We start from the raw sequence: 20,821 nt of genomic DNA, 5'->3' as shown, positions 1-20,821 counted from the left end.
CTTTCGGGCCTTTCCCCTGGCGACGTCGAAACATTAGCACGGAGAACGGGGTGGATTCACATCGCTTTCCGGGCACCCCCTCGCCCCGCCGTGGACGGCCCCTCCCGCACTCCGCTCCCGGTGCGGGACACTGTCCTGGGAGCGCCCCTACGATCCCTTGTGAGGACCAACACTCGTCCTCACAGGAACGATGGGGAACCACCCGAATCCGCCACGCGTGGATACGATCAGTAAGCAGTACAGGGCGACAGCGACGGAGGAGGTGCCCCATGGGAGTTCTGAAGCGGTTCGAGCAGCGACTCGAAGGTCTGGTGAACGGCACCTTCGCCAAGGTGTTCAAGTCCGAGGTCCAGCCGGTGGAGATCGCCGGAGCCCTCCAGCGGGAGTGCGACAACAACGCCACCATCTGGAACCGCGAGCGGACCGTCGTCCCGAACGACTTCATCGTCGAGCTCAGCACCGGTGACTACGACCGTCTGAGCCCCTACTCCGGGCAGCTCGGCGACGAGCTCGCGGGCCTCGTCCGCGACTACGCCAAGCAGCAGCGCTACAGCTTCATGGGCCCCATCAAGGTCAACCTGGAGAAGGCCGACGACCTCGACACCGGGCTCTACCGGGTCCGCAGCCGCACCCTCGCCTCCAGCACCTCCCAGCCGCAGGCAGGACCGCCGTCCCCGCAGGGCGGCTACGGCTACCCGCCGGAGAACCAGCCGCAGGGCGGCTACGGCTATCCGCCGGTCGCGGCCCCGCCCATGCCCAGCGCCCCGCCCCCGGGCGGACCCGGCGCTCGGCGGCCCGCTCCGGGCGGACCCATCGGGACGGCCCCCGCGGCCGGCCCTGGCGGCGCCCGGCGCCACTGGATCGAGATCAACGGCACCCGCCACCAGATCTCGCGCCCCACGCTCGTACTCGGCCGAAGCACGGAAGCCGACGTGCGGATCGACGACCCCGGCGTATCCCGCCGGCACTGTGAGATCCGGACCGGAACGCCCTCGACGATCCAGGATCTCGGGTCCACCAACGGCATCGTGGTGGACGGGCAGCACACCACCCGCGCTACGCTCCGCGACGGCTCGCGGATCGTCGTGGGCAGCACCACCATCATTTACCGGCAAGCCGAAGGGTGAAGCGGGGGCAATGTCAGAGCTGACCCTGACGGTCATGCGGTTGGGTTTCCTGGCCGTTCTGTGGCTGTTCGTCATCGTGGCCGTCCAGGTCATCCGCAGCGATCTCTTCGGGACGCGCGTGACCCAGCGCGGGTCCCGTCGTGGTGGCGGTGGCGCCGGCGGCGCCCCGGCGCAGGCGGGCCGCCAGGCCGCGCCTCCGCAGCAGCGCCAGCGGCGCGGCGCACCCACCAAACTCGTCGTCTCCGAGGGCATCCTCACCGGAACCACGGTGGCCCTCGCCGGCCAGACGATCACGCTGGGCCGCGCGCACGACTCAACGATCGTGCTGGACGACGACTACGCGTCCAGCCGCCATGCCAGGATCTATCCCGACCGTGACGGCCAGTGGATCGTCGAGGATCTCGGGTCCACCAACGGCACGTATCTCGACCGGACCCGGCTGACCACCCCGACGCCCATTCCGCCGGGCGCACCGATCCGCATCGGCAAGACCGTCATCGAGCTGCGGAAGTAGTACGAGAATGAGCGAGCGGAGCGAGCGCGCGGCGGCGATCCGTCCCACCGAGGACACGGACCCGAGCGCGCTCCCGACCGGAGGGTGGGCAGTGTGGCTCGAGACCGGTTGTACCCGGAGGCAGCTTCGTCGACAGGGCAGGTGCGCATGAGTCTGTCCTTGCGGTTCGCCGCCGGATCACACAAGGGCATGATCCGCGAGGGGAACGAGGACTCCGGCTACGCCGGTCCCCGGCTCCTCGCGATCGCCGACGGCATGGGAGGCCAGGCCGCCGGCGAGGTCGCGAGCTCCGAGGTGATCTCCACCCTCGTGCAGCTCGACGACGACGTCCCGGGCTCCGACATCCTCACCTCCCTGGCCACGGCCGTGCAGCGCGCCAACGACCAGCTGCGCGTGATGGTCGAGGAGGACCCGCAGCTCGAGGGCATGGGCACCACGCTGACCGCCCTGCTGTGGACCGGCCAGCGCCTCGGCCTCGTCCACGTCGGCGACTCCCGCGCCTATCTGCTCCGCGACGGCGTCCTCACCCAGATCACCCAGGACCACACCTGGGTGCAGCGCCTCGTCGACGAGGGGCGCATCACGGAGGAAGAGGCCACCACCCACCCGCAGCGCTCCCTCCTGATGCGCGCGCTGGGCAGCGGCGACATCGTGGAGCCCGACCTCTCCATCCGTGAGGTCCGGGCCGGTGACCGCTACCTGATCTGCTCCGACGGGCTCTCCGGCGTCGTCTCCCACCAGACCCTGGAAGAGACCCTCGCCGACTACCACGGTCCCCGCGAGACCGTGCAGTCGCTGATCCAGCTCGCGCTGCGCGGCGGCGGACCCGACAACATCACCTGCATCGTCGCCGACGTCCTCGACACCGACAGCGGCGACACCCTCGCCGCCCAGGTCAGCGACACCCCGGTGGTCGTCGGCGCGGTCGCCGAGAACCAGCACCAGCTCTTCGACGGCGGCAACGCCATGCAGACCCCGGCCGGCCGGGCCTCGGGCCTCGGCCGCCAGGGCCAGCCACCCGCCGGCGCCTTCGGCCCCCCCGGCAGCGGCGACGCCCCCGGCTACGGGTACTCCGACCAGGGCCAGGGCGGCAACGGCAACGGCTACGGCACCTTCGGCGAAGCCGACGCCTACACCGCCGACCCGGGCTACGAGGACACGTACGACCGCCCCCGCAGGCGCCGCAGCAAAGGGCGCAAGTGGACCACCCGTACGCTGACCCTGCTCATCGTCGCCGGCGTCATCGGCGGCGGCCTCTACGCGGGCTGGCGCTGGACCCAGACCCAGTTCTACGTGGGCGTGAAGGGCGAGCACGTCGCGCTCTTCCGCGGCATCAGCCCGAAGCTGGGGCCGCTGGAGCTCTCCAAGGTGCAGACCGACCGCCCCGACATCGAACTGAAGTACCTGCCGCCCTTCAAGCGGAAGCTGGTCGAGGCCACCATCAGCGAGAACAGCTTCGACGCGGCGCGCAAGAAGCTCGATGATCTCGGCGTCCAGGTGTCCGCCTGCAAGAAGGACGAGGAACGCCGCAGCGCCGAGGCGCAGAACAGCCAGACGCCCGCCCCCAGCCTGACTCCCGAGGAGCAGCAACTGGTCGGGCTGTGCGGCAAGTAGTAGACATACGCGGGCGCAGGGGGCCTGCCACACCATGAGCGTTGTCACCAATACGACCACCATCGGCGCCATCGAGCTGCCGAGCAGGCGGAACACCGAGCTCCTGCTGCTCGGCTTCGCCGTGCTCATCCCGATGTTCGCCTACGCCAACGTGGGCCTCGCGATCAACGGCACCCTGCCCCCCGGCATGGTGCTCTACGGGCTCGGCCTCGGCGCCCTCGCCGGGATCGCGCACCTCGTCGTGCGCCGGTACGCCAAGTACGCCGACCCGCTGCTGCTGCCGCTGGCGACCCTGCTCAACGGGCTGGGCCTCGTCCTGATCTGGCGCCTGGACCAGTCAAGGCGCCTGCAGAACCTCGCGAAGCAGTCCTTCGGCGCGTTCTCCCCCTCCGCGCCCCGCCAGATGATGTACACGGCGCTCGCCATCGCCCTGTTCGCCGCCGTCCTGCTGATCCTCAAGGACCACCGCGTCCTGCAGAGGTTCACGTACATCTCGATGGCCGGCGCCCTGGTCCTGCTGATCCTGCCCGTCGTCCCGGGTCTCGGCGCCGACGTCTTCGGCGCGAAGATCTGGATCAGCGTGGGCGGCTTCTCCATCCAGCCCGGTGAGTTCGCGAAGATCGTCATCGCGATCTTCTTCGCCGGCTACCTGATGGTGAAACGCGACGCGCTCGCCCTGGCCAGCCGCCGCTTCATGGGCCTCTACCTGCCGCGCGGCCGCGACCTCGGCCCGATCCTGATGATCTGGGCGATGAGCCTGCTCGTCCTCGTCTTCGAGAACGACCTCGGCACCTCGCTGCTCTTCTTCGGCATGTTCGTGATCATGCTGTACGTGGCCACCGAGCGCACCAGCTGGATCGTCATCGGCCTGCTCATGTCGGTGGGCGGCGCCGTGGTCGTCGGCACCTTCGCCAGCCACGTCAAGGTCCGTGTCACCGCCTGGCTCGACCCCTTCGCCTGCTACGCCACCTCGGGTGCCTGTGAGCAGGTCGGCCAGTCGATCATGAGCTTCGGTTCCGGCGGCGTCCTCGGCGCCGGCTGGGGCCAGGGCAACTCCGACCTGATCGGCTTCGCCGCCAACTCCGACTTCATCTTCTCCACCGTCGGCGAAGAGCTCGGCCTCGCCGGCGTGATGGCCTTCCTCCTGCTCTACGGGCTCATCATCGAGCGGGGCGTGCGCACCGCGCTCGCCGCCCGCGACCCCTTCGGCAAGCTCTTCGCCATCGGCCTCTCCGGCGCCTTCGCGCTCCAGATCTTCGTGGTCGCCGGCGGAGTCATGGGCCTCATCCCCCTCACCGGCATGACGATGCCCTTCCTCGCGTCCGGCGGTTCCTCCGTCCTCGCGAACTGGATCCTCATCGCCATCCTCATCCGGATCAGCGACACCGCACGCCGCCCCGCACCGGCCCCCGCCCCGTCCCCCGACTCCGAGATGACCCAGGTGGTCCGCCCGTCATGAACAAGCCCCTGCGCCGCATCTCGCTGTTCTGCGGGCTGCTCGTCCTCGCCCTGCTGATCCGCACCAACTGGCTGCAGTACGTGCAGGCCGAGGAACTCAGCACGCGCAAGGAGAACCGACGGGTCCAGATCGCCCAGTACGCGACCGAGCGCGGCAACATCATCGTCAAGGGCGAGCCGATCACCGGTTCCAAGGAGACCGACGGCAGCGACTACAAGTACAAGCGGACCTACACGAACGGCGAGCTCTGGGCTCCCGTCACCGGGTACGCCTCGCAGGCCTTCGGCTCCACCCAGCTGGAATCCCTCGAGGACGGCATCCTCACCGGCAACGACGACCGGCTGTTCTTCGACCGCACCATCGGCATGTTCACCGGGGAGAAGAAGCAGGGCGGCAACGTCGTCACCACGCTGAACCCCGATGCCCAGAAGGCCGCCTTCGAGAAGCTCGGCAAGAACAAGGGCGCCGTCGCGGCCATCGACCCGCGCACCGGCGCGATCCTGGCCCTGGTCTCCACCCCGTCCTACGACCCCTCGCGCTTCGCGGGCAACTCCAAGGACGACGGGAAGGCCTGGGCCGAGCTGAAGGACAGCGAGGACAAGAACCTCGTCAACCGCGCCCTGCGCGAGACGTACCCGCCGGGCTCCACCTTCAAGGTGGTCACCGCGGCCGCGGCCCTCGAACACGGCGTCGTCCAGGACATCAACGCTCCGACGGACACCCCGGACCCGTACTTCCTGCCCGGCACCAAGACCGAGATGGTCAACCACGCCAAGGGCTGCGAGAAGGCCAGCCTCAACGAGGCGCTGCGCATCTCCTGCAACTCGGTCTTCGCGAACATGGGCGACAAGGTCACCCGCGACAAGATGGTGGAGACCTCGGAGAAGTTCGGCTTCAACAACGACAAGATCGACATTCCGGTCCGCGCGTTCGCCAGCATCTACGACAAGAAGATGGGCAAGGACGGCAACGCCCAGAGCTCCATCGGGCAGTTCAACACCGCCGCCACCCCGCTCCAGATGGCCATGGTCACCGCAGCGATCGCCAACGACGGCAAGCTGATGAAGCCGTACATGGTGGACAACCTCACTGCCCCCAACCTGGACACCATCGAGAAGCACGAGCCGCAGGAGATGAGCCGGCCGCTCTCCGCCGCCAACGCGGAGAAGGTGCAGCAGATGATGGTCAACGTCGTCGAGAACGGCACCGGCAGCAAGGCCAAGATGAAGGGCGTCACGGTCGGCGGCAAGACCGGTACGGCGCAGCACGGCGAGGGCAACAAGAAGCGCCCGTACGCCTGGTTCATCTCCTACGCCGAGACCCCGGACAAGACCTCGCCCGTCGCCGTCGCCGTCGTGATCGAGGACAGCGAGGCGGACCGCGAGGACATCAGCGGTGGCGGTCTGGCCGCTCCCGTCGCCAAGGCGGTCATGGAAGCGGTGCTCAACAGCCAGAAGTGACCGAGGGACGACGGGCCGGAGCGAGTGACTCACATCACAGAATTCCGGCCCCGTCCGCGCGTACGGTACCGGTCCAGTATCAGCCTGTGGCCACGAACCGATCACGGACGATCGGCCGGTAGCCTTTGCGCGAACAGCACACCGCCGGACCACACACAGGTGCGGTCGGGACTGACGGAGAGGGCTGCAACGTTATGGAAGAGCCGCGTCGCCTCGGCGGCCGGTACGAGCTGAGCCACGTGCTCGGCCGTGGTGGCATGGCCGAGGTCTACCTCGCCCACGACACCCGGCTCGGCCGTACCGTCGCCGTCAAGACCCTGCGTGCCGATCTCGCCCGTGACCCGTCCTTCCAGGCCCGGTTCCGGCGCGAGGCCCAGTCGGCCGCGTCGCTGAACCACCCGGCGATCGTCGCGGTCTACGACACCGGCGAGGACTACGTCGACAACATCTCCATCCCGTACATCGTGATGGAGTACGTCGACGGTTCCACGCTGCGCGAGCTGCTGCACTCGGGCCGCAAGCTGCTGCCCGAGCGCACCCTGGAGATGTGCATCGGCATCCTCCAGGCCCTGGAGTACTCGCACCGCGCCGGCATCGTGCACCGCGACATCAAGCCCGCCAACGTGATGCTGACCCGCACCGGCCAGGTCAAGGTCATGGACTTCGGCATCGCCCGCGCCATGGGCGACTCCGGCATGACCATGACGCAGACGGCCGCCGTCATCGGCACCGCCCAGTACCTCTCGCCCGAGCAGGCCAAGGGCGAGCAGGTCGACGCGCGCTCCGACCTCTACTCCGCGGGCTGCCTGCTCTACGAGCTCCTCAGCGTCCGGCCCCCGTTCGTCGGCGACTCCCCCGTGGCCGTCGCCTACCAGCACGTACGGGAAGAGCCGCAGCCGCCGTCGAACTTCGATCCCGAGATCACGCCCGAGATGGACGCCATCGTCCTCAAGGCACTGGTCAAGGACCCCGATTACCGCTACCAGTCGGCCGACGAGATGCGTGCCGACATCGAGGCCTGCCTCGACGGCCAGCCCGTCGCCGCCGCCGCCACCATGGGTGCGGCCGGCGGCTACGGCTACCCCGACCAGGGGCACGGCTACGGGCACCAGGGCTACGACCAGCCCACCGCCGCCCTGCGCACCACCGACCCCGGTGGCCAGACGTCGATGATGCCGCCCATGCCCCCGGGCGACGGCGGATACGGCTACGGCGACCAGGGCGGCTACGACCAGGGCCCGAACCGCCGCCAGAAGAAGAGCAAGGCGTCCACCGTCCTGCTCGTCGCGGCGGGCATCCTCGTCCTGGTCGGCGCGATCCTCATCGGCCGTTCCCTCTTCGGCGAGGGCGCCGACAACCGGCCCGCCGTGCCCAAGCTCATCGGCCAGACCCTCGAACGGGCACAGAAGAGCGGCGACGCCGTCGGCCTCAAGGTCGTCAAGGGCCCCGACGCACCCTGCGACGACCAGCCCAAGGGCAACGTCTGCAAGCAGGACCCCGCGGCCGACGAGCAGGTCGATGAGGGCTCCACCGTCACGGTGACGGTCTCCACGGGCGCGCCCAAGGTGACGGTCCCCGACGTGGTCAACCTCAAGTTCGAGGACGCGGAGAAGGTGCTCAAGGAGAAGGGGCTGCAGGTCGACCGCAAGCCCCAGGAGTCCGAGCGCACCGCCGGGACCGTCCTCGAGCAGAGCCCGAAGGGCGGCGAGGCGGAGCGGAACAGCGTCGTCACGCTGACCGTCGCCAAGGAGATCTCCAAGGCCGATGTGCCGGAGCTCAGGGGCAAGAAGAAGGACGAGGCAGTCAAGGCACTCACGGACGCCAGGCTCAGGCTCGGCAGCGTGACGGAGTCCGAGTCGCCCGGAGCCGTACCGGGCACGGTCATCGACCAGCAGTTCGCGGCGGGCCAGCAGCTCGAGGTGGGCAAGACGGTGAACATCACCATCGCCAAGGCCTCGGCGCAGACCACGGTGCCCAACTTCGCCGGCCGCACCGTGGACCAGTACAAGGAAGAGCTGCGGCGTGCCAACCTCCGGCTCGGCGTCGTCACCGGCTCCACGGACGGCAACGCGATCGTCGTGACCACCGACCCGCAGCCGGGCACCCCGGTCAACACGGGCCAGACCGTGAACGTCATCGCCTTCGGCGGCGGCCAGCAGCAGGGCGGCAACAACAACGGCGGCGGCTTCGGCGGCCTGGGCGACAACCGCTGACGCGACCGCCCTCGCGGCCACCGGCACAGCGAAAAGGTCCGGCCTCCCTCCCCTGACACCGGGGAGGGAGGCCGGACCTTTGTGCGTCCCGCCGCTGTGCGGCCGCCTGCGGCCGTATCCGGGACGCGTGGGCCTCGTGGGGCCCGGGAGGCGTCAGCGCCGCCCACGGGGGCCTTCTGGGGGCCTGGTGGCGCCAGGCCCGCTCCGGTCCCTGCGGGCGCTCAGCCCAGTTCGGCCGGCGGGGTCCGCTTCGCGTCCACCTTCTCCGTCCGGACCAGCTCGCCCCACACGATGTACCGGTACTTCGAGGTGTAGACCGGCGTGCAGGTGGTGAGCGTGATGTACCGGCCGGGGGCGGTCTTCCCCGAGTCCTTGGGGACCGCGTTGATCACGTCGGTGTTGTACTTCGAGGTCTGGCGCAGCTCCGCGAAGACCTTGTAGACGTACCAGGTGTCGCGGGTCTCGAAGACGATCGCGTCGCCGTTCTTCACCTTGTCGATGTTGTGGAACTTCGCCCCGTGGCCGTCCCGGTGCGCGGCGAGCGCGAAGTTGCCCTTCTCGTCCCACGGCAGCGCCGACTTCACCGGCTGCGTGTAGTACCCGGCCACGCCGTCGTCGAGGATGTCCGGGTCGGTCCCCGCCTTGACGAGCACCTCGCCGTTCCTCATCGCCGGTACGTGCAGGAAGCCGACGCCGTCCCGGGTGTCCAGCGCCCCGGGTCCGGCGGCCTGCGGGGAAGGGGCCTGCCACTGCTGGCGGACCTCGTCGCCGCGCGCCGACGCCTGCCGGTCCGCGAGCACGTTCGTCCACCACAGCGAGTAGGCCACGAACAGGCCCAGCACCAGGCCCACGGTGATCAGGAACTCGCCCAGCAGGCTCAGGAATCCGGCGAGCGCACTGCGGTTGCCGACGGGCGGGGCCGCGGCGCGGCGGCGGGCACGAGACACTGCTGATTCGTCCTTAGCTGGTCAGCGCAGGCGGCGGGCCCTGGCTGCGGGGGCGTTCCTCGGTCATCCTGCCCCATACGATCATCCGGTAGGTGCTGGTGAACTCCGGGGTGCAGGTGGTCAGCGTGATGTACCGGCCCTCGGATGTGAATCCCGACCCCTCCGGCACGGGCTTGATCACCGCCACGTTCGTCGGCGGTGTCTGCGCGAGCGACGAGGTCATCTCGTACGTGTAGTAGGCGTCCCGGGTCTCGACCACGACGGGGTCCCCGGGCACCAGCCGGTTGATGTACCGGAACGGCTCGCCGTGGGTGTTGCGGTGTCCGGCCACCGCGAAGTTGCCCTGCCTGTCGGCCGGCATCGCCGTCTTCAGCGCGCCCTCGCCGTAGTGCCCGACCATGCCCTTGTCCAGCACCTTCGGCTTGCTGATGCCCTCCGCCACCGGGACCTTCACGTCCAGCTTCGGGATGTGGAGGATCGCGAAGCCCTGGCCGGGCTCGAAGGCCGTCACGGGCGGTGCGGCGGCCCCGGAGCCGTCCGGCCCGTTGTCCCCCGTCTGGCGCTCCCAGGTCTGGCGCAGGGAGCCGGCGGCGCCGTTCGCCACCCGCTCCGCCAGCAGGTTCGTGTACCAGAGCTGGTAGGCGACGAACAGCAGCATCACCAGGCCCAGCGTGATGAACAGCTCTCCGCCCAGCCGGCTCGCGATCACCACCGGGCCGCCCGAGGCGGGCCGCCTGCGCCGTCGGCCGCCCCGCCTGCGGGTGCGCCTGGCGGCCTGTTTCGCGGCCTCCTGAGCGGCCCTGCGTCGCGCGGCCCGGCCCTGCGTGGGCGCGGACGGCGCGACCGTGGTCACGCGACGGCCTTGCCCACCACCGGGGCCAGCCCCACCGAGCGCTCCACGGCACCCGCGTCACCGCACCGAACCAGCCAGTTGGCGAGCATCCGGTGGCCCCACTCGGTCAGCACCGACTCGGGGTGGAACTGGACGCCCTCGACGTCGTGCTCCCGGTGGCGCAGGCCCATGATGATCCCGTCCTCGGTCCGCGCCGTGACCTCCAGCGCGTCCGGCAGGGTCCCGGGCTCGGCGGCGAGGGAGTGGTAGCGGGTCGCGGTGAACGGCGACGGCAGTCCCTCGAACACCCCGAGCCCCTCGTGGATCACGGGTGAGGTCTTGCCGTGCAGCAGCTCGGGCGCCCGGCCCACGACGCCTCCGTAGGCGACCGCCATCGACTGCATGCCGAGGCACACGCCGAAGACGGGAACGGCCGTGCGCGCGCAGTGGCGGACCATGTCGATGCAGACGCCCGCCTCCTCCGGCGTACCGGGGCCGGGGGACAGCAGCACGCCGTCGAAGCCGTCCTGCGCGTGCGAGAGCTCGACCTCGTCGTTGCGCAGCACCTCGCATTCGGCACCGAGCTGGTAGAGGTACTGGACCAGGTTGAAGACAAAGCTGTCGTAGTTGTCCACAACCAGAATGCGCGCGCTCACGGAGTGGCTCCCGATCCCTCGTCCACCGTCACATCGTTGAACGGAAGAAGCGGCTCGGCCCACGGGAAGACGTACTGGAACAGCACGAAGACCACCGCGAGGACCAGTACGAGTGAGATCAGCGCGCGTACCCACGCGTTTCCCGGCAGGTGCCGCCAGATCCAGCCGTACATGCCGCCTGATTCCTTTTCGTCCACGTTCGTTCAACGCACCGCGGGGGCGGTACGCGAACAGACTAAAGGCAGCGGCCCGAAAGGGTGGGTCACCCGGACAAACCCTCCGGGCGCCCCTGGGCCGCGGGGCGCGTACCGGTCAGCTCCGCCCAGACGGCCAGCCGGTGGCTGTGACCCCATTCCGGATCGCAGGTCGTCAGCGTCAGATAGCGGCCGGGCGCCCGGAACGGTGACTTCTCCGGGACCGGGTCGACCACGGCGACGTCGGTGGGCAGGGTGCGCAGGGGCGCGGACCGGAGCGTGTACGTGTACCAGGTGCTCGCGTCCTTGAGGATCACCTCGTCGCCCGGGCGCAGTTGCGGGAAGTCCTTGAAGGGGTCGCCGTAGGTGCGCCGGTGACCGGCCACCGAGAAGTTCCCGACGGCGCCGAGGGGGGCGGTGGCGGCGTAGTGGCCGAGGCCCTTCTTCAGCAGTTCGGGGTCGGTGCCCTCCAGGACGGGCTTGACCCAGTCCGGGCCGAAGCGCGGGACGTACATCTCGGCGAAGGCCCGGCCGGCGGGGTGGCGCTCCGGCTCCGGGGCGGGCGACGTGGACACCGGCGGGGCCTTCGGCGGTTCCGGCTGCGGCGCGGCGGCCGGGGCCGCCGGGGCGGACGCCCAGCGGTCGCGCATCCGGTCCATCTCCCCGTCCATGGCCCGGTCGGCCTTGACCCCGGTCCACAGCAGGACGTAAGCGACGAAGAGCACGATCAGCGTGCCCGCCGTCAGGCACACCTCGCTGAACGTCCGTACCACCAGGCGCAGTACGACGTCAGGACGGACCCGATCACGGGGTGGGCGCCACCGGCTTCGCATAGTGGAGGTCCACTGTGCCGGAGTAGCCGGGAAGTGTCAGCGCCTTGTGCTCGTCCACTTTCCAGCCGAGCCCGTACGCGTTCACGTACAGCTGGTAGTTCTGCAGGGCCGGAGAGGCGGCCAGGGCCTTCTTCATCGCGCCCGGGTCGCCGACCGCCGAGATCTTGTACGGCGGCGAGTAGACCCGGCCCTGGAGGATCAGGGTGTTGCCCACGCAGCGCACCGCGCTGGTGGAGATCAGCCGCTGGTCCATGACCTGGATGCCCTGGGCACCGCCGTGCCAGAGAGCGTTGACCACGGCCTGCAGGTCCTGCTGGTGGATCACCAGGTCGTTGGGCTGCGGCTCGGGCACGTTGGGGATGCGGGCGGTGGCGTTCGGCGGGGCGTCGTTCAGGGTGACCGTCAGGCCCTTGCCGGTCAGCTCCTCGGTGCCGGAGACGGCGCGCAGGGCGGCCAGCTTGGCGTCCTCCGCCTTGGTGCTGCCGTCGTCACGCTCAGCGAGGGCGTCCACCCGGCCGCGTGCGGCCGCGGTGCTCTGCTCCAGCGCCGCGTTGTCCTGGCTGCGCTCCTTGATGAGGTCCGACAGCTTCAGGAGTGAGGCATCCGTCCGGATGTTCGTACCCTTGGAGGTGTTGAAACTGGTGACGAAGAGCAGCCCGGCCAGGGCGAAGACGGCGGCCGTCAGCAGCCGGACCGGCCTGGCCCGGCGACGGGGACCCGCGGAGGAGTCGTCTGAATTGCTCAACGTACCCTTCTCCTTCAACGCCACAGGTCCACTACGCTAACGGACGCCCGGGGCAGGCAAGGTCCCCAGCGCATCGACAGGAGAGCCCCTCGTGCCGAAGTCACGTATCCGCAAGAAGGACGACTACACGCCGCCGCCGAGCCGGCAGCCGCAGAGCATCCGGCTCACGAATCGCAGCTGGGTCGCCCCGGTCATGCTGGCGTTCTTCCTGATCGGACTCGCGTGGATCGTCGTTTTCTACGTGACCGAGACCCAGCTGCCGATCGAGGCTCTGGGCAATTGGAACATTGTAGTCGGTTTCGGCTTTATCGCAGCCGGATTCGGCGTATCCACACAGTGGAAGTAGCACCCGACAGCCCCTGACGGAAGCTCTCCCCATGAGTTATCCACAGCGTCATCCACACCTGAGGAAAAGACAGAAGATCTGTGGATAACTCTGTGGAGAGTTGACGCCGGTGTGATCAGGTGAGTTCCGCGGTGCGGGCCAGGATCACCGTCGCGGCCAGCAGGAACGTCACCGCGCAGGTGCCCCACTGGACGAGTGCGCGATGCCTGCCGCTGGTGGGCACGAGCATGCCCAGACCCACCAGCGCACCGGTGACCAGGCCACCCACATGGGCCTGCCACGACACGGTGAGCGCACCGCCGAGCGGTACGAAGGTCAGCACCAGCATCAGCACGACCATGACGATCACCGGCCGCATCTCGTAGCGCAGCCGCTTCGCCAGCACGACGGTGGCGCCGAGCAGGCCGAAGACGGCGCCCGAGGCGCCGAGGGTCCGGACGTAGGGCTCGCTCAGCAGATAGACGAGCGCGCTGCCGCCCAGCCCCGAGAGCAGGAAGACCGCGAGATAGCGGACCCGGCCCAGAGCCGCCTCCAGCGGGCCGCCGATCACCCACAGGGCGATCATGTTGCCGATGATGTGCCACCACTGGGCGTGCAGGAACACCGAGGTCAGCAGCCGGTGGTACTCGCCTGCGGCAACCCCGTGGACCGGGCCGCCGGGGTACTCCCGGTACTGGCCGCCGATCAGCTCCAGCTGGACCGCGAGCACCGGGCCGGCGAGCGCCACGAAGAACAGCAGCACATTGATCCCGATGAGGATCTTGGTGACCAGGTGGGGATCGGCGGCGACCACGCCGCCCGCGACGGTGCGCGGCGCGTTCGCGGCCGGGTGGTGCCCGGTGCCGGAGCCCGCGCGGACGCAGTCGGGACACTGGAAGCCGACCGAGGCGCTGATCATGCACTCGGGGCAGATGGGGCGCTCGCAGCGGGTGCAGCTGATCCCCGTGTCGCGGTCCGGGTGGCGGTAGCAGCCCGGCAGACGGTCGGTGTCCATCGGTTCCCTAGGTCAGCGGCGGGGCAGAGGGGCGCCCCGCCGGTCCCGTACGTATCCAGTACGGACGGGCGGGGCCGAAAGGTTCCCGGCGTCAGCGCTTCTCGACGACCACGGACTGGATGATCACGTCGTCCAGGGGGCGCTCGGTGCGCGGGTTGGTGGCGCTGGCGGCGATGGCCTGCACGACCTTCTGGCTGGCCGGGTCGGTGACCTCGCCGAAGATGGTGTGCTTGCGCGTCAGCCAGGCGGTGGGCGCGACGGTGATGAAGAACTGCGAGCCGTTGGTGCCCGGGCCCGCGTTGGCCATGGCGAGCAGGAAGGGCTTGGTGAAGGCCAGGTCGGGGTGGAACTCGTCCGCGAACCGGTAGCCGGGGCCGCCGGTGCCGTTGCCGAGCGGGTCGCCGCCCTGGATCATGAAGCCGCTGATGACACGGTGGAAGACGGTGCCGTCGTACAGCGGGTCCGTGGTCTTCTGGCCGTCGGTGGGGCGGGTCCATTCCCGGGCGCCCGTGGCGAGCTCGACGAAGTTCCTGACGGTCTTCGGAGCGAAGTTCTCCAGCAGCTCGATCTCGATGTCGCCGTGGGTCGTCTTCAGGGTGGCGTAGAGCTTCTCGGCCACGGATCTGCCTTCCATAGTCATCACTGTCGGTCCAGATGGTCGCACGGAGCGCTCCGCGGCACTGAAATCCTCCACCCGTATGCCCTGTCACGCATGCCTGTCCGCGATATGGCAGGCATGATCCGACAAAGGGTGGAAAGGTGAACTGTGTCCGCCACCGAGGAGGAGGATCCCGTGACCGGCAAGGAGAGCATGCGCCTGGCAGCCGAGAGCGCCAGGGAGAGTGTGCGGCACGCGACGGAAGTGGTGGCACCGTACGCGGAATCCGCCAGGGAAGCCGCGGTGCACTACGCCCAGGAAGCGAACGAGCGGCTGGCGCCCAAGGTGTCGTACGCGGCGGTCAGCGCCGCCCAGCACGCCCGAACGACCTACGACTGCCATCTGCATCCACGGCTCAAGGCGGCGCGGGCCCATGTGCCGCCCTCCGTCGACCGGGCGGCGACACAGGCGCGCCTGGCGGCGCGGCAGGCCGCCGAGTACACCCAGCCGAGGATCGAGAGCGCGATCGCGGCCGCCACGCCGGTGGCCGAGGAGGCCGCGTCCCGGTCGACGGCGGCGCTCGCGGCGCTGCGCGGCCAGGTGACGGCCAAGGAAGTGCAGAAGCTCGTGCGGCGCCACGAGCGGCACGCGCGCAACAAGAAGATCCTGCGCGGTGCCGCGCTGGTCGGCGTACTGGCGTGCGCCGCCTACGCGGCGTGGCGGTGGTGGGACCAGCAGTCGAATCCGGACTGGCTCGTCGAACCGCCGGCGGCCACCGAGCTGCCGGCGCGCGACGCGGCGCCGTCCGGCTTCGACGAGGAGCTGGCCGAGAAGGAGCGCGAGGCCGAGGCGGGCCCCGACGACAAGCAGCTCTGAGCGCGCACGCGAAGGGGCCCGGATCCTGTCACGAGGATCCGGGCCCCTTCCGCGTCCGCGGGGGCGTCAGCCGGGGAGGGTGAGGACCGTGCCCGGCTGGATGAGGTCGGGGTTGGATCCGACGACACCCCTGTTCATCGCGTAGAGCTCACGCCAGCGGGCCTCGTTGCCGAGCTCGTGCCGGGCGATCGCGGGGAGCGAGTCGCCGGGCTTGACGGTGTACGTGCGCTTCTTGGCGGTGGGCACGGGCTTGGGCACCGGGGCCGCCGGCACCGCCTTGTGCGCGGCCGAGTGCGGGGTGGGCGTGTGCATGGCGCCCGGCGCGGCGGCGGAGGAGGCCGCGGGCTTCGGCATCACGGTCGGCCTGGGGGGCGCGGGCACGGCCTTGTGCGCGGCGGACGTGGGCGTAGGGGTCGCGGGGGCGGGGGCGGGCCTGGGCGGCGCGGCCGCCGCCATGCGCTCGGCGGTGGCCCGGGTGGCCGAGGCGGCGTCGGCCGCCGAACCCGAGGGAGGCCTCCTGCCCTCGCCCGCCTGCTGCTGCACCTGCTCCTTCGCCTTCTCGGCGGCGTCGTGCGCCTTCTTCTTGTCGGACTTCAGGAAGTCGAAGAGTCCCATGTCTGTACGCCTCCGGCGTGATGCTGCCCCCCGGGATCGGTACCTCCTTCCACTGTCCTGCACCGGGCGCCCCACGGCCCCGCGACGGGGCCGTCCGGAGGACACGCGGCCCAGGTCACGGCCCCGCCGGGAACGCGGCGGGAAGGGACCGGGAAGGCCCCTCGCCACCATCGTGGGACACGATGGAGGAGATTTCCGTGATCATCAGACAGGCTGCGGAGCGGGTAATGCTGGTCAGGCCCGGACCCGGGCTCGTGAGCGCCGCGATCGTGGCGGGCCTGGACGTCTGGGTGGTGTCCGATCCCGGACCCCGCCCACCGGACGCGCGGCTTCCCTCGGAGCTGCCCCCGCAGCGGCTCCTCCGGGTGGACTTCGATGACACGGCCGCGCTGCGCGCCCTGCTGACGGACACCGTCCTCGAACACGGGATCGGGCAGGTCCTCTATCTCGCGAGCGATCTCGAAAGGGGTCTCGGCAGCGGCGCCGCGGCCGCCGCCGAGGAGGTGCTGAGGGAGCTGTCCGCGAGCCACGGGAAGCCGGCCCGCGGGCTGCCGGACGCGGTGACGATCCGGCGGATCCTCAATGAGAGCCGGACCTCCGCGGTACGTGCCGAGGAGGCCCGGTCGGTCACCGAGGCGTGCTCGCTGGCGGAGGAATTCCCCCTGCCCGTGGTCATCAAGTCGGCAGACAAATCCGGGTGTTGGTGGACCGTTCCGGTACACGACCGGCCCGCGCTGGCCCGGTGGGCCGAACAGGCCGTCACCGCCCGGCACTCGGCCCCCTATCTCGTCGAAGAGCTCCTGACGGGAGCCAAGTTCAGGGTGGAGACGCTGACCGTCGACGGCATGCACCTGGTCGCCGACATCGCCCCCGAGGGAACGGCGGCGCCGCTGCGCGACGCGGAGCAGGCCGGGATCCGCGCGACGGTCCGGGCCCTGCTGGATCTGGCCGGGTACGAATCGGGCACCACGCGGACAGATGTGCTGGTCAGCGCGCGGGGATCACGCATCGCGGCGGCCACGGAGCCGGACCGGGAACGGCGCGGTAACGGCCGTTCCCGCGCCACGGTCACGAGCGGTATCGAGAGGGGAACGGACCGGTAAGGGCTGCGGCCAGTCTTTGTCTTGTCGAGAGCGGCCACCGCACCACACGGGAGCCGCACCGGGTACACACCAGGGGGTTCCACACATGCGCAGCAAGCTGGCCGGCCTGATCGGGATCATCGCGGCGACTCTGGCGATCGGAGTCGGTGTGACGGTCAGCAGCCCGGTGGACGCGGGTCAGCCCTCCGGCTACCAGGTCCTCGCGGAGGACAAGGGCCCCGGGGTCGCCTCCCCCGCCCCGTCCCCGGCCCCGTCCACCCGTAGGTGACCCGCTTGCCGCGCACCACACGGAACCGCCCCGCACCGGACTTCGGTGCGGGGCGGTTCCGTGTCCGCGCTCAGTACCTGCGGCGGTGCGTCGGCAGGCCCATGAAATCGGACAGCTCCTCGGCGGCCGCCCGGTGTCCGGCAGCGGCCACGGCATCACCGAGTGCCTCGGCCGCCAGGGCGAGGCCCACCAGCGCGGACGCCTCCTCCGCCCGGAAGCTCATCGGCGCCGCGATCTTGTGGGCGTGGCTGTGCAGGGCCAGCGCGACCTCGTGCTCCCCCCACAGCAGGTGGAGCTGGCCCAGGACGTTCTCGACCCTCGCGAGCCGGATCGGGGCCCCGCTCGTGCGCCCGAGGACCAGGGAGCGCTCGGCGAAGGCACGCGCCTGCAGCACGTCGCCCCGCTCGTGCGCGACCTGGGCGGACAGTGCCAGCACCAGGGCGACGTCCCCCGGCGACCTGGTCTCGTCGCACAGGTCCCGGGCCCGCTTGAGGCTGGCGTCCGCGTCCGCGAACTCGCCGAGGCCCACCTGGGCGAAGGCCAGATCGGTCAGGGCCACGATCTCGTTGCTGCGGTAGCCGAGGTCATGGTCGATCTCGATCGCCCGGCGGGCGACCTCCGCCGCTTCCGGGAAGCGGCCCCACCGCTCGTACAGCGTGCTGAGGATGGTCAGGCTCTCCGACTCCGCACGCGGATTGCCCAGGTCCTGGGCCATGGCGACGGATCGCTCCACCAGCGGCAAGGCCTCCTCGTACCTGCCGAGCATCGACATCAGCAGCCCGATGGTCGATTCGCTGTTCGCCTCGGTGTGCCGGTCCCCGGCCCGGATCGCCGTGTCGCGCGCCTCCCGGGCCACCTCCAGCCCCTCCTCGAAGCGGCCCAGCTTCCAGCAGGCGGCGCCCAGGTTGGCCAGGCTGATGCCGAGGAGCGCGGGATCGTCGAGCCGGCGGGCGGCGGCCACCGCGAGGTGCCCGACGCTCCAGAACTCGTCGAGCCGTCCGTGCGTGTGCAGGTGGAAGCCCACGTTGCGGCTCAGACAGGCCGCGTACCGGTCGTGGCCGCACCGCTCGGCCAGGGACACGGCCGCGAGCAGCCCGGCCTGTTCCCGGTCGAACCAGCTCAGGGCCTGCTCGGTGAGCCTGAAGTGCGGCCGTTCGCCCCGGTACGGCGGGATACCGGTGGGGCGGCGTTCACGGCTGGGGAACAGCACCTCGCAGGCCGCGTCCGAGGTCGTCATGTAGTAGCCGAGCAGCCGCTCGACCGCCGCCGCGTCGTCGTCCGCCGTCGCCGGCCCCCGCAGGCTCTGGGCGAAACTGCGCACCAGGTCGTGGAAGGTGTAGAGGCCGATGTCGGGCTGCTGGACCAGGTGGACGTCGAGCAGGAACTCCAGGGCGTCCTCGGCGTCCCGGACGGTCGTGCCGAGGAGCGCCGCCGCCGAATGTACGTCCGTCCCGGCGCACGGGTACAGGCTGAGGATGCGGAACGCGGTCCGGTACTCCTCGTCCATCGCCAGGTACGACAGACGGAGGGTCGCCGCGACGCTGCGCTCTCCCGAACTCAGCTCGTCCATCCGGCGCTTCTCGTCGCGCAGCCGCTCGACCAGATAACGCACCGTCCAGCGCGGCCTGTTGCGCAGCCGGGCGGTCGCGATCCGCAGCGCCAGCGGCAGGTGCCCGCACAGTTCGGCCAGTTCGGCGGAGGCCGCCGGCTCGGCGGCCACCCGGGTGGTACCGAGGGTCTCCGCCATCAGGCTGGTGCTGTCCTCGGGCTCCATCATCCCGATGGACACCCACTCGACGCCGTCGAGGTCCAGCAGCCGCCCGCGGCTGGTGATCAGGGCGAGAGAGCCGGGCGAGGCCGGCAGCAGGGGCCTGATCTGCGCCGCGTCGACCGCGTTGTCGAACAGGAGCAGCATCCGCCGGCCGTCCAGCTTCGACCGCCACAGGGCGGTGCGCCCCTCCAGGTCCTCGGGAATCCGGTCGCCCGGAGTACCGAGGGTCCGCAGCAGGCCGTCGAGCGCGGCGGTGGGCGTCACGGGCTCGCGGCCCGGGGTGAATCCGTGCAGGTCGATGTGGAGCTGCCCGTCGGGATACCGGCCGGCCAGCCGGTGCGCGGCGCGCACGGCCAGGGTGGTCTTGCCCATGCCGCCCATGCCGTCGATGGCCACGATCCGGGCGTACCGCTCGCCGCCCCGGCCCTCGTCCTGCACGTAGTCGAAGAGCTCGGCCAGTTCCTTGGCGCGGCCGGTGAAGTCGGGCAGGTCGTACGGCAGGGTGCACGGGGCGTCGGCCGGCGCGGCGCGCGTACCCGGCTCCGCCTCCCGGTCCGGTTCCGTGCGGGCCGGGGCCTCGGGGGCCGCGCCCTCGGACACCGCGGGCCCGGGAACGGCCGGTTCGGCCACCGGCTCCACCGGGGCCGCCGACCCGGGCACCGGACGTACGGGCGCCGCGGTCACCGGCGCCGGCCGTTCGGGCGCGGCCAGCTCGGGGCTGTCGCGCAGGATCGCCTCGTACAGCTTGGCCAGCCGGGGGCCCGGGTCGATCCCGAGCTCGTCCACGAGCAGCCCGCGGACCTCCCCGTACTCCTTGAGCGCCTCGGCCTGCCGCCCGGAGCGGTACAGGGCGAGCATCAGCTGACCGCGCAGCGTCTCCCGCAGCGGGTGCTGGGTGATCAGGGCCCGCAGGCCCGAGATGAGCTCACCGCTCTCGCCGAGTGCGAGGGACAGGTCGAAGAACTGCTCGGCGGCGGCCAGCCGGCGCTCCTCCAGCGCGATCGCCGCGGCCTCGATCACCGGTCCGCCGGTACCGGACAGGACCGATCCCCGCCACAGTGCGAGGGCGGACCGCAGTGCCTCGGCGGCCTCGGACCGCCCGCCCTCCCGCAGTGCCTGGCCCGCAGCCCTGGTCAGGGTGTCGAACTCCAGGAGGTCGACCTGGTCGTCCGCCACCACCACGCGGTATCCCGGGCCGTCGGTGGCGATCACCTCGGTGCCGGTGGGTATGCGCCGCCGCAGGTCGGCGACGGCCTTGCGGACCTGGTGCGCCGCGGTCACCGGCGGGTCCTTCTCCCAGGTCGCCTCGACGAGGCGGGCCACGGGCACCACCCGGCCGGCTTCGAGCAGGAGCACGCACAGGACCCGTTCCTGGATCGCTCCCCCCAGCCTCAGCCGTACCTCGCCGAACCATCCCTCAAGCGATCCGAGCACGTTGAAACGCAGCCTGCCCCCCGCAGGATCCGCGCTTCGTCTCTCCCCGGATTCCGCATCCGCCCCCGGCATCGGACATCCACCCCCAAATGAACAAGACCCCTGGCCGGGTCATGTCAGCCGGATCATAGGGGTTACCCCTCGCACGCGGTAAGCATCCGGTAGCAGATCAGGAAGGGCGACACGGACAGTTCATGGGCGGCCCGGAGCAGGCAGCACACG

General features: G+C 70.6%; 19 protein-coding genes and 1 pseudogene. 10 read left to right on the top strand and 10 right to left on the bottom strand.

All coding sequences use genetic code 11. The features are described 5' to 3' along the window. Nucleotides 1-269: 269 nt before the first annotated feature. The 6 genes from ACFY04_RS05450 (at nt 270) to pknB (ending at nt 8,387) form a co-directional block, all read left to right on the top strand. The gene (locus ACFY04_RS05450; RefSeq protein WP_389114317.1) at nt 270-1,127 is read left to right on the top strand and encodes an FhaA domain-containing protein; all 858 of its coding nucleotides are present in this window, start codon (nt 270-272) and stop codon (nt 1,125-1,127) included. Between the two features lie 10 nt (nt 1,128-1,137). Further along, the gene (locus ACFY04_RS05445) at nt 1,138-1,641 is read left to right on the top strand and encodes an FHA domain-containing protein (RefSeq protein WP_314243078.1); all 504 of its coding nucleotides are present in this window, start codon (nt 1,138-1,140) and stop codon (nt 1,639-1,641) included. Between the two features lie 147 nt (nt 1,642-1,788). Further along, on the top strand, nt 1,789-3,255 hold the full coding sequence (locus ACFY04_RS05440; RefSeq protein ID WP_389114316.1) for a PP2C family protein-serine/threonine phosphatase: 1,467 nt from the start codon (nt 1,789-1,791) through the stop codon (nt 3,253-3,255). 34 nt (nt 3,256-3,289) lie between these two features. Next, on the top strand, nt 3,290-4,714 hold the full coding sequence (locus ACFY04_RS05435) for an FtsW/RodA/SpoVE family cell cycle protein (protein WP_389114315.1): 1,425 nt from the start codon (nt 3,290-3,292) through the stop codon (nt 4,712-4,714). Then, on the top strand, nt 4,711-6,174 hold the full coding sequence (locus ACFY04_RS05430) for a peptidoglycan D,D-transpeptidase FtsI family protein (protein WP_389114314.1): 1,464 nt from the start codon (nt 4,711-4,713) through the stop codon (nt 6,172-6,174). The genes ACFY04_RS05435 and ACFY04_RS05430 overlap by 4 nt, the downstream gene beginning before the upstream one ends. Before the next feature lie 194 nt (nt 6,175-6,368). After that, nucleotides 6,369-8,387, top strand: a complete 2,019-nt coding sequence (pknB, locus tag ACFY04_RS05425) for a Stk1 family PASTA domain-containing Ser/Thr kinase (RefSeq protein WP_389114313.1) — start codon at nt 6,369-6,371, stop codon at nt 8,385-8,387. Between the two features lie 221 nt (nt 8,388-8,608). On the opposite strand, the gene ACFY04_RS05420 is transcribed toward pknB, so the two are convergent. The 6 genes and pseudogenes from ACFY04_RS05420 to ACFY04_RS05395 form a co-directional block, all read right to left on the bottom strand. After that, nucleotides 8,609-9,334 (bottom strand): class E sortase, encoded by a 726-nt coding sequence (locus tag ACFY04_RS05420; protein ID WP_389114312.1) that lies wholly within the window; start codon nt 9,332-9,334, stop codon nt 8,609-8,611. A 13-nt stretch (nt 9,335-9,347) separates the two neighbouring features. Next, nucleotides 9,348-10,202, bottom strand: a pseudogene (locus ACFY04_RS05415) (class E sortase); the annotation flags it as partial. Further along, the gene (locus ACFY04_RS05410; protein ID WP_030011121.1) at nt 10,184-10,822 is read right to left on the bottom strand and encodes an aminodeoxychorismate/anthranilate synthase component II; all 639 of its coding nucleotides are present in this window, start codon (nt 10,820-10,822) and stop codon (nt 10,184-10,186) included. The gene ACFY04_RS05410 and the pseudogene ACFY04_RS05415, both read right to left, overlap by 19 nt. Then, complete coding sequence (locus ACFY04_RS05405) at nt 10,819-10,995, bottom strand: hypothetical protein (RefSeq protein WP_030011120.1); 177 nt, start codon at nt 10,993-10,995, stop codon at nt 10,819-10,821. The genes ACFY04_RS05410 and ACFY04_RS05405 overlap by 4 nt, the downstream gene beginning before the upstream one ends. A gap of 89 nt (nt 10,996-11,084) precedes the next feature. After that, nucleotides 11,085-11,849, bottom strand: a complete 765-nt coding sequence (locus ACFY04_RS05400; protein WP_389114311.1) for a class E sortase — start codon at nt 11,847-11,849, stop codon at nt 11,085-11,087. Further along, a complete protein-coding gene (locus ACFY04_RS05395; RefSeq protein ID WP_150258284.1) occupies nt 11,821-12,594 on the bottom strand; it encodes a DUF881 domain-containing protein in 774 nt (257 codons plus the stop codon). The genes ACFY04_RS05400 and ACFY04_RS05395 overlap by 29 nt, the downstream gene beginning before the upstream one ends. Before the next feature lie 91 nt (nt 12,595-12,685). Between ACFY04_RS05395 and crgA the strand changes: the two genes are divergently transcribed. After that, nucleotides 12,686-12,940 carry a cell division protein CrgA gene (gene crgA / locus ACFY04_RS05390; RefSeq protein WP_266594715.1) on the top strand — a complete coding sequence of 85 codons (255 nt, stop codon included), beginning with the start codon at nt 12,686-12,688 and terminating at the stop codon, nt 12,938-12,940. 115 nt (nt 12,941-13,055) lie between these two features. Here the strand turns inward: crgA and ACFY04_RS05385 are convergent, their stop codons facing one another. Together ACFY04_RS05385 and ACFY04_RS05380 are read right to left on the bottom strand one after the other, a co-directional pair. After that, a complete protein-coding gene (locus ACFY04_RS05385; protein ID WP_389114310.1) occupies nt 13,056-13,934 on the bottom strand; it encodes a rhomboid family intramembrane serine protease in 879 nt (292 codons plus the stop codon). Between the two features lie 91 nt (nt 13,935-14,025). Further along, entirely contained in the window at nt 14,026-14,553 is a 528-nt protein-coding gene (locus tag ACFY04_RS05380; protein ID WP_301374589.1) for a peptidylprolyl isomerase, read from the bottom strand. A 174-nt stretch (nt 14,554-14,727) separates the two neighbouring features. On the opposite strand from ACFY04_RS05380, the gene ACFY04_RS05375 reads away from it, so the two are divergent. After that, nucleotides 14,728-15,408, top strand: a complete 681-nt coding sequence (locus ACFY04_RS05375; protein ID WP_389114819.1) for a DUF5324 family protein — start codon at nt 14,728-14,730, stop codon at nt 15,406-15,408. A 66-nt stretch (nt 15,409-15,474) separates the two neighbouring features. Here the strand turns inward: ACFY04_RS05375 and ACFY04_RS05370 are convergent, their stop codons facing one another. After that, nucleotides 15,475-16,023: a LysM peptidoglycan-binding domain-containing protein gene (locus ACFY04_RS05370; RefSeq protein WP_389114309.1), complete on the bottom strand. Its 549-nt coding sequence runs from the start codon at nt 16,021-16,023 to the stop codon at nt 15,475-15,477. Nucleotides 16,024-16,220: 197 nt separating this feature from the next. Between ACFY04_RS05370 and ACFY04_RS05365 the strand changes: the two genes are divergently transcribed. Further along, entirely contained in the window at nt 16,221-17,126 is a 906-nt protein-coding gene (locus ACFY04_RS05365; RefSeq protein WP_389114308.1) for a hypothetical protein, read from the top strand. An 85-nt stretch (nt 17,127-17,211) separates the two neighbouring features. Beyond that, entirely contained in the window at nt 17,212-17,394 is a 183-nt protein-coding gene (locus ACFY04_RS05360) for a hypothetical protein (protein ID WP_314243105.1), read from the top strand. Nucleotides 17,395-17,464: 70 nt separating this feature from the next. Here ACFY04_RS05360 and ACFY04_RS05355 read toward each other — a convergent pair whose 3' ends face one another. Beyond that, the gene (locus ACFY04_RS05355) at nt 17,465-20,599 is read right to left on the bottom strand and encodes a BTAD domain-containing putative transcriptional regulator (protein WP_389114307.1); all 3,135 of its coding nucleotides are present in this window, start codon (nt 20,597-20,599) and stop codon (nt 17,465-17,467) included. Nucleotides 20,600-20,821 lie beyond the last annotated feature (222 nt).

This window comes from Streptomyces sp. NPDC001549, from assembly GCF_042894025.1.
Classification (GTDB): domain Bacteria; phylum Actinomycetota; class Actinomycetes; order Streptomycetales; family Streptomycetaceae; genus Streptomyces; species Streptomyces kutzneri.
The sequence above is the reverse complement of the archived record's forward strand: the minus strand, read 5'-3'. Positions and strand labels throughout refer to the sequence as shown.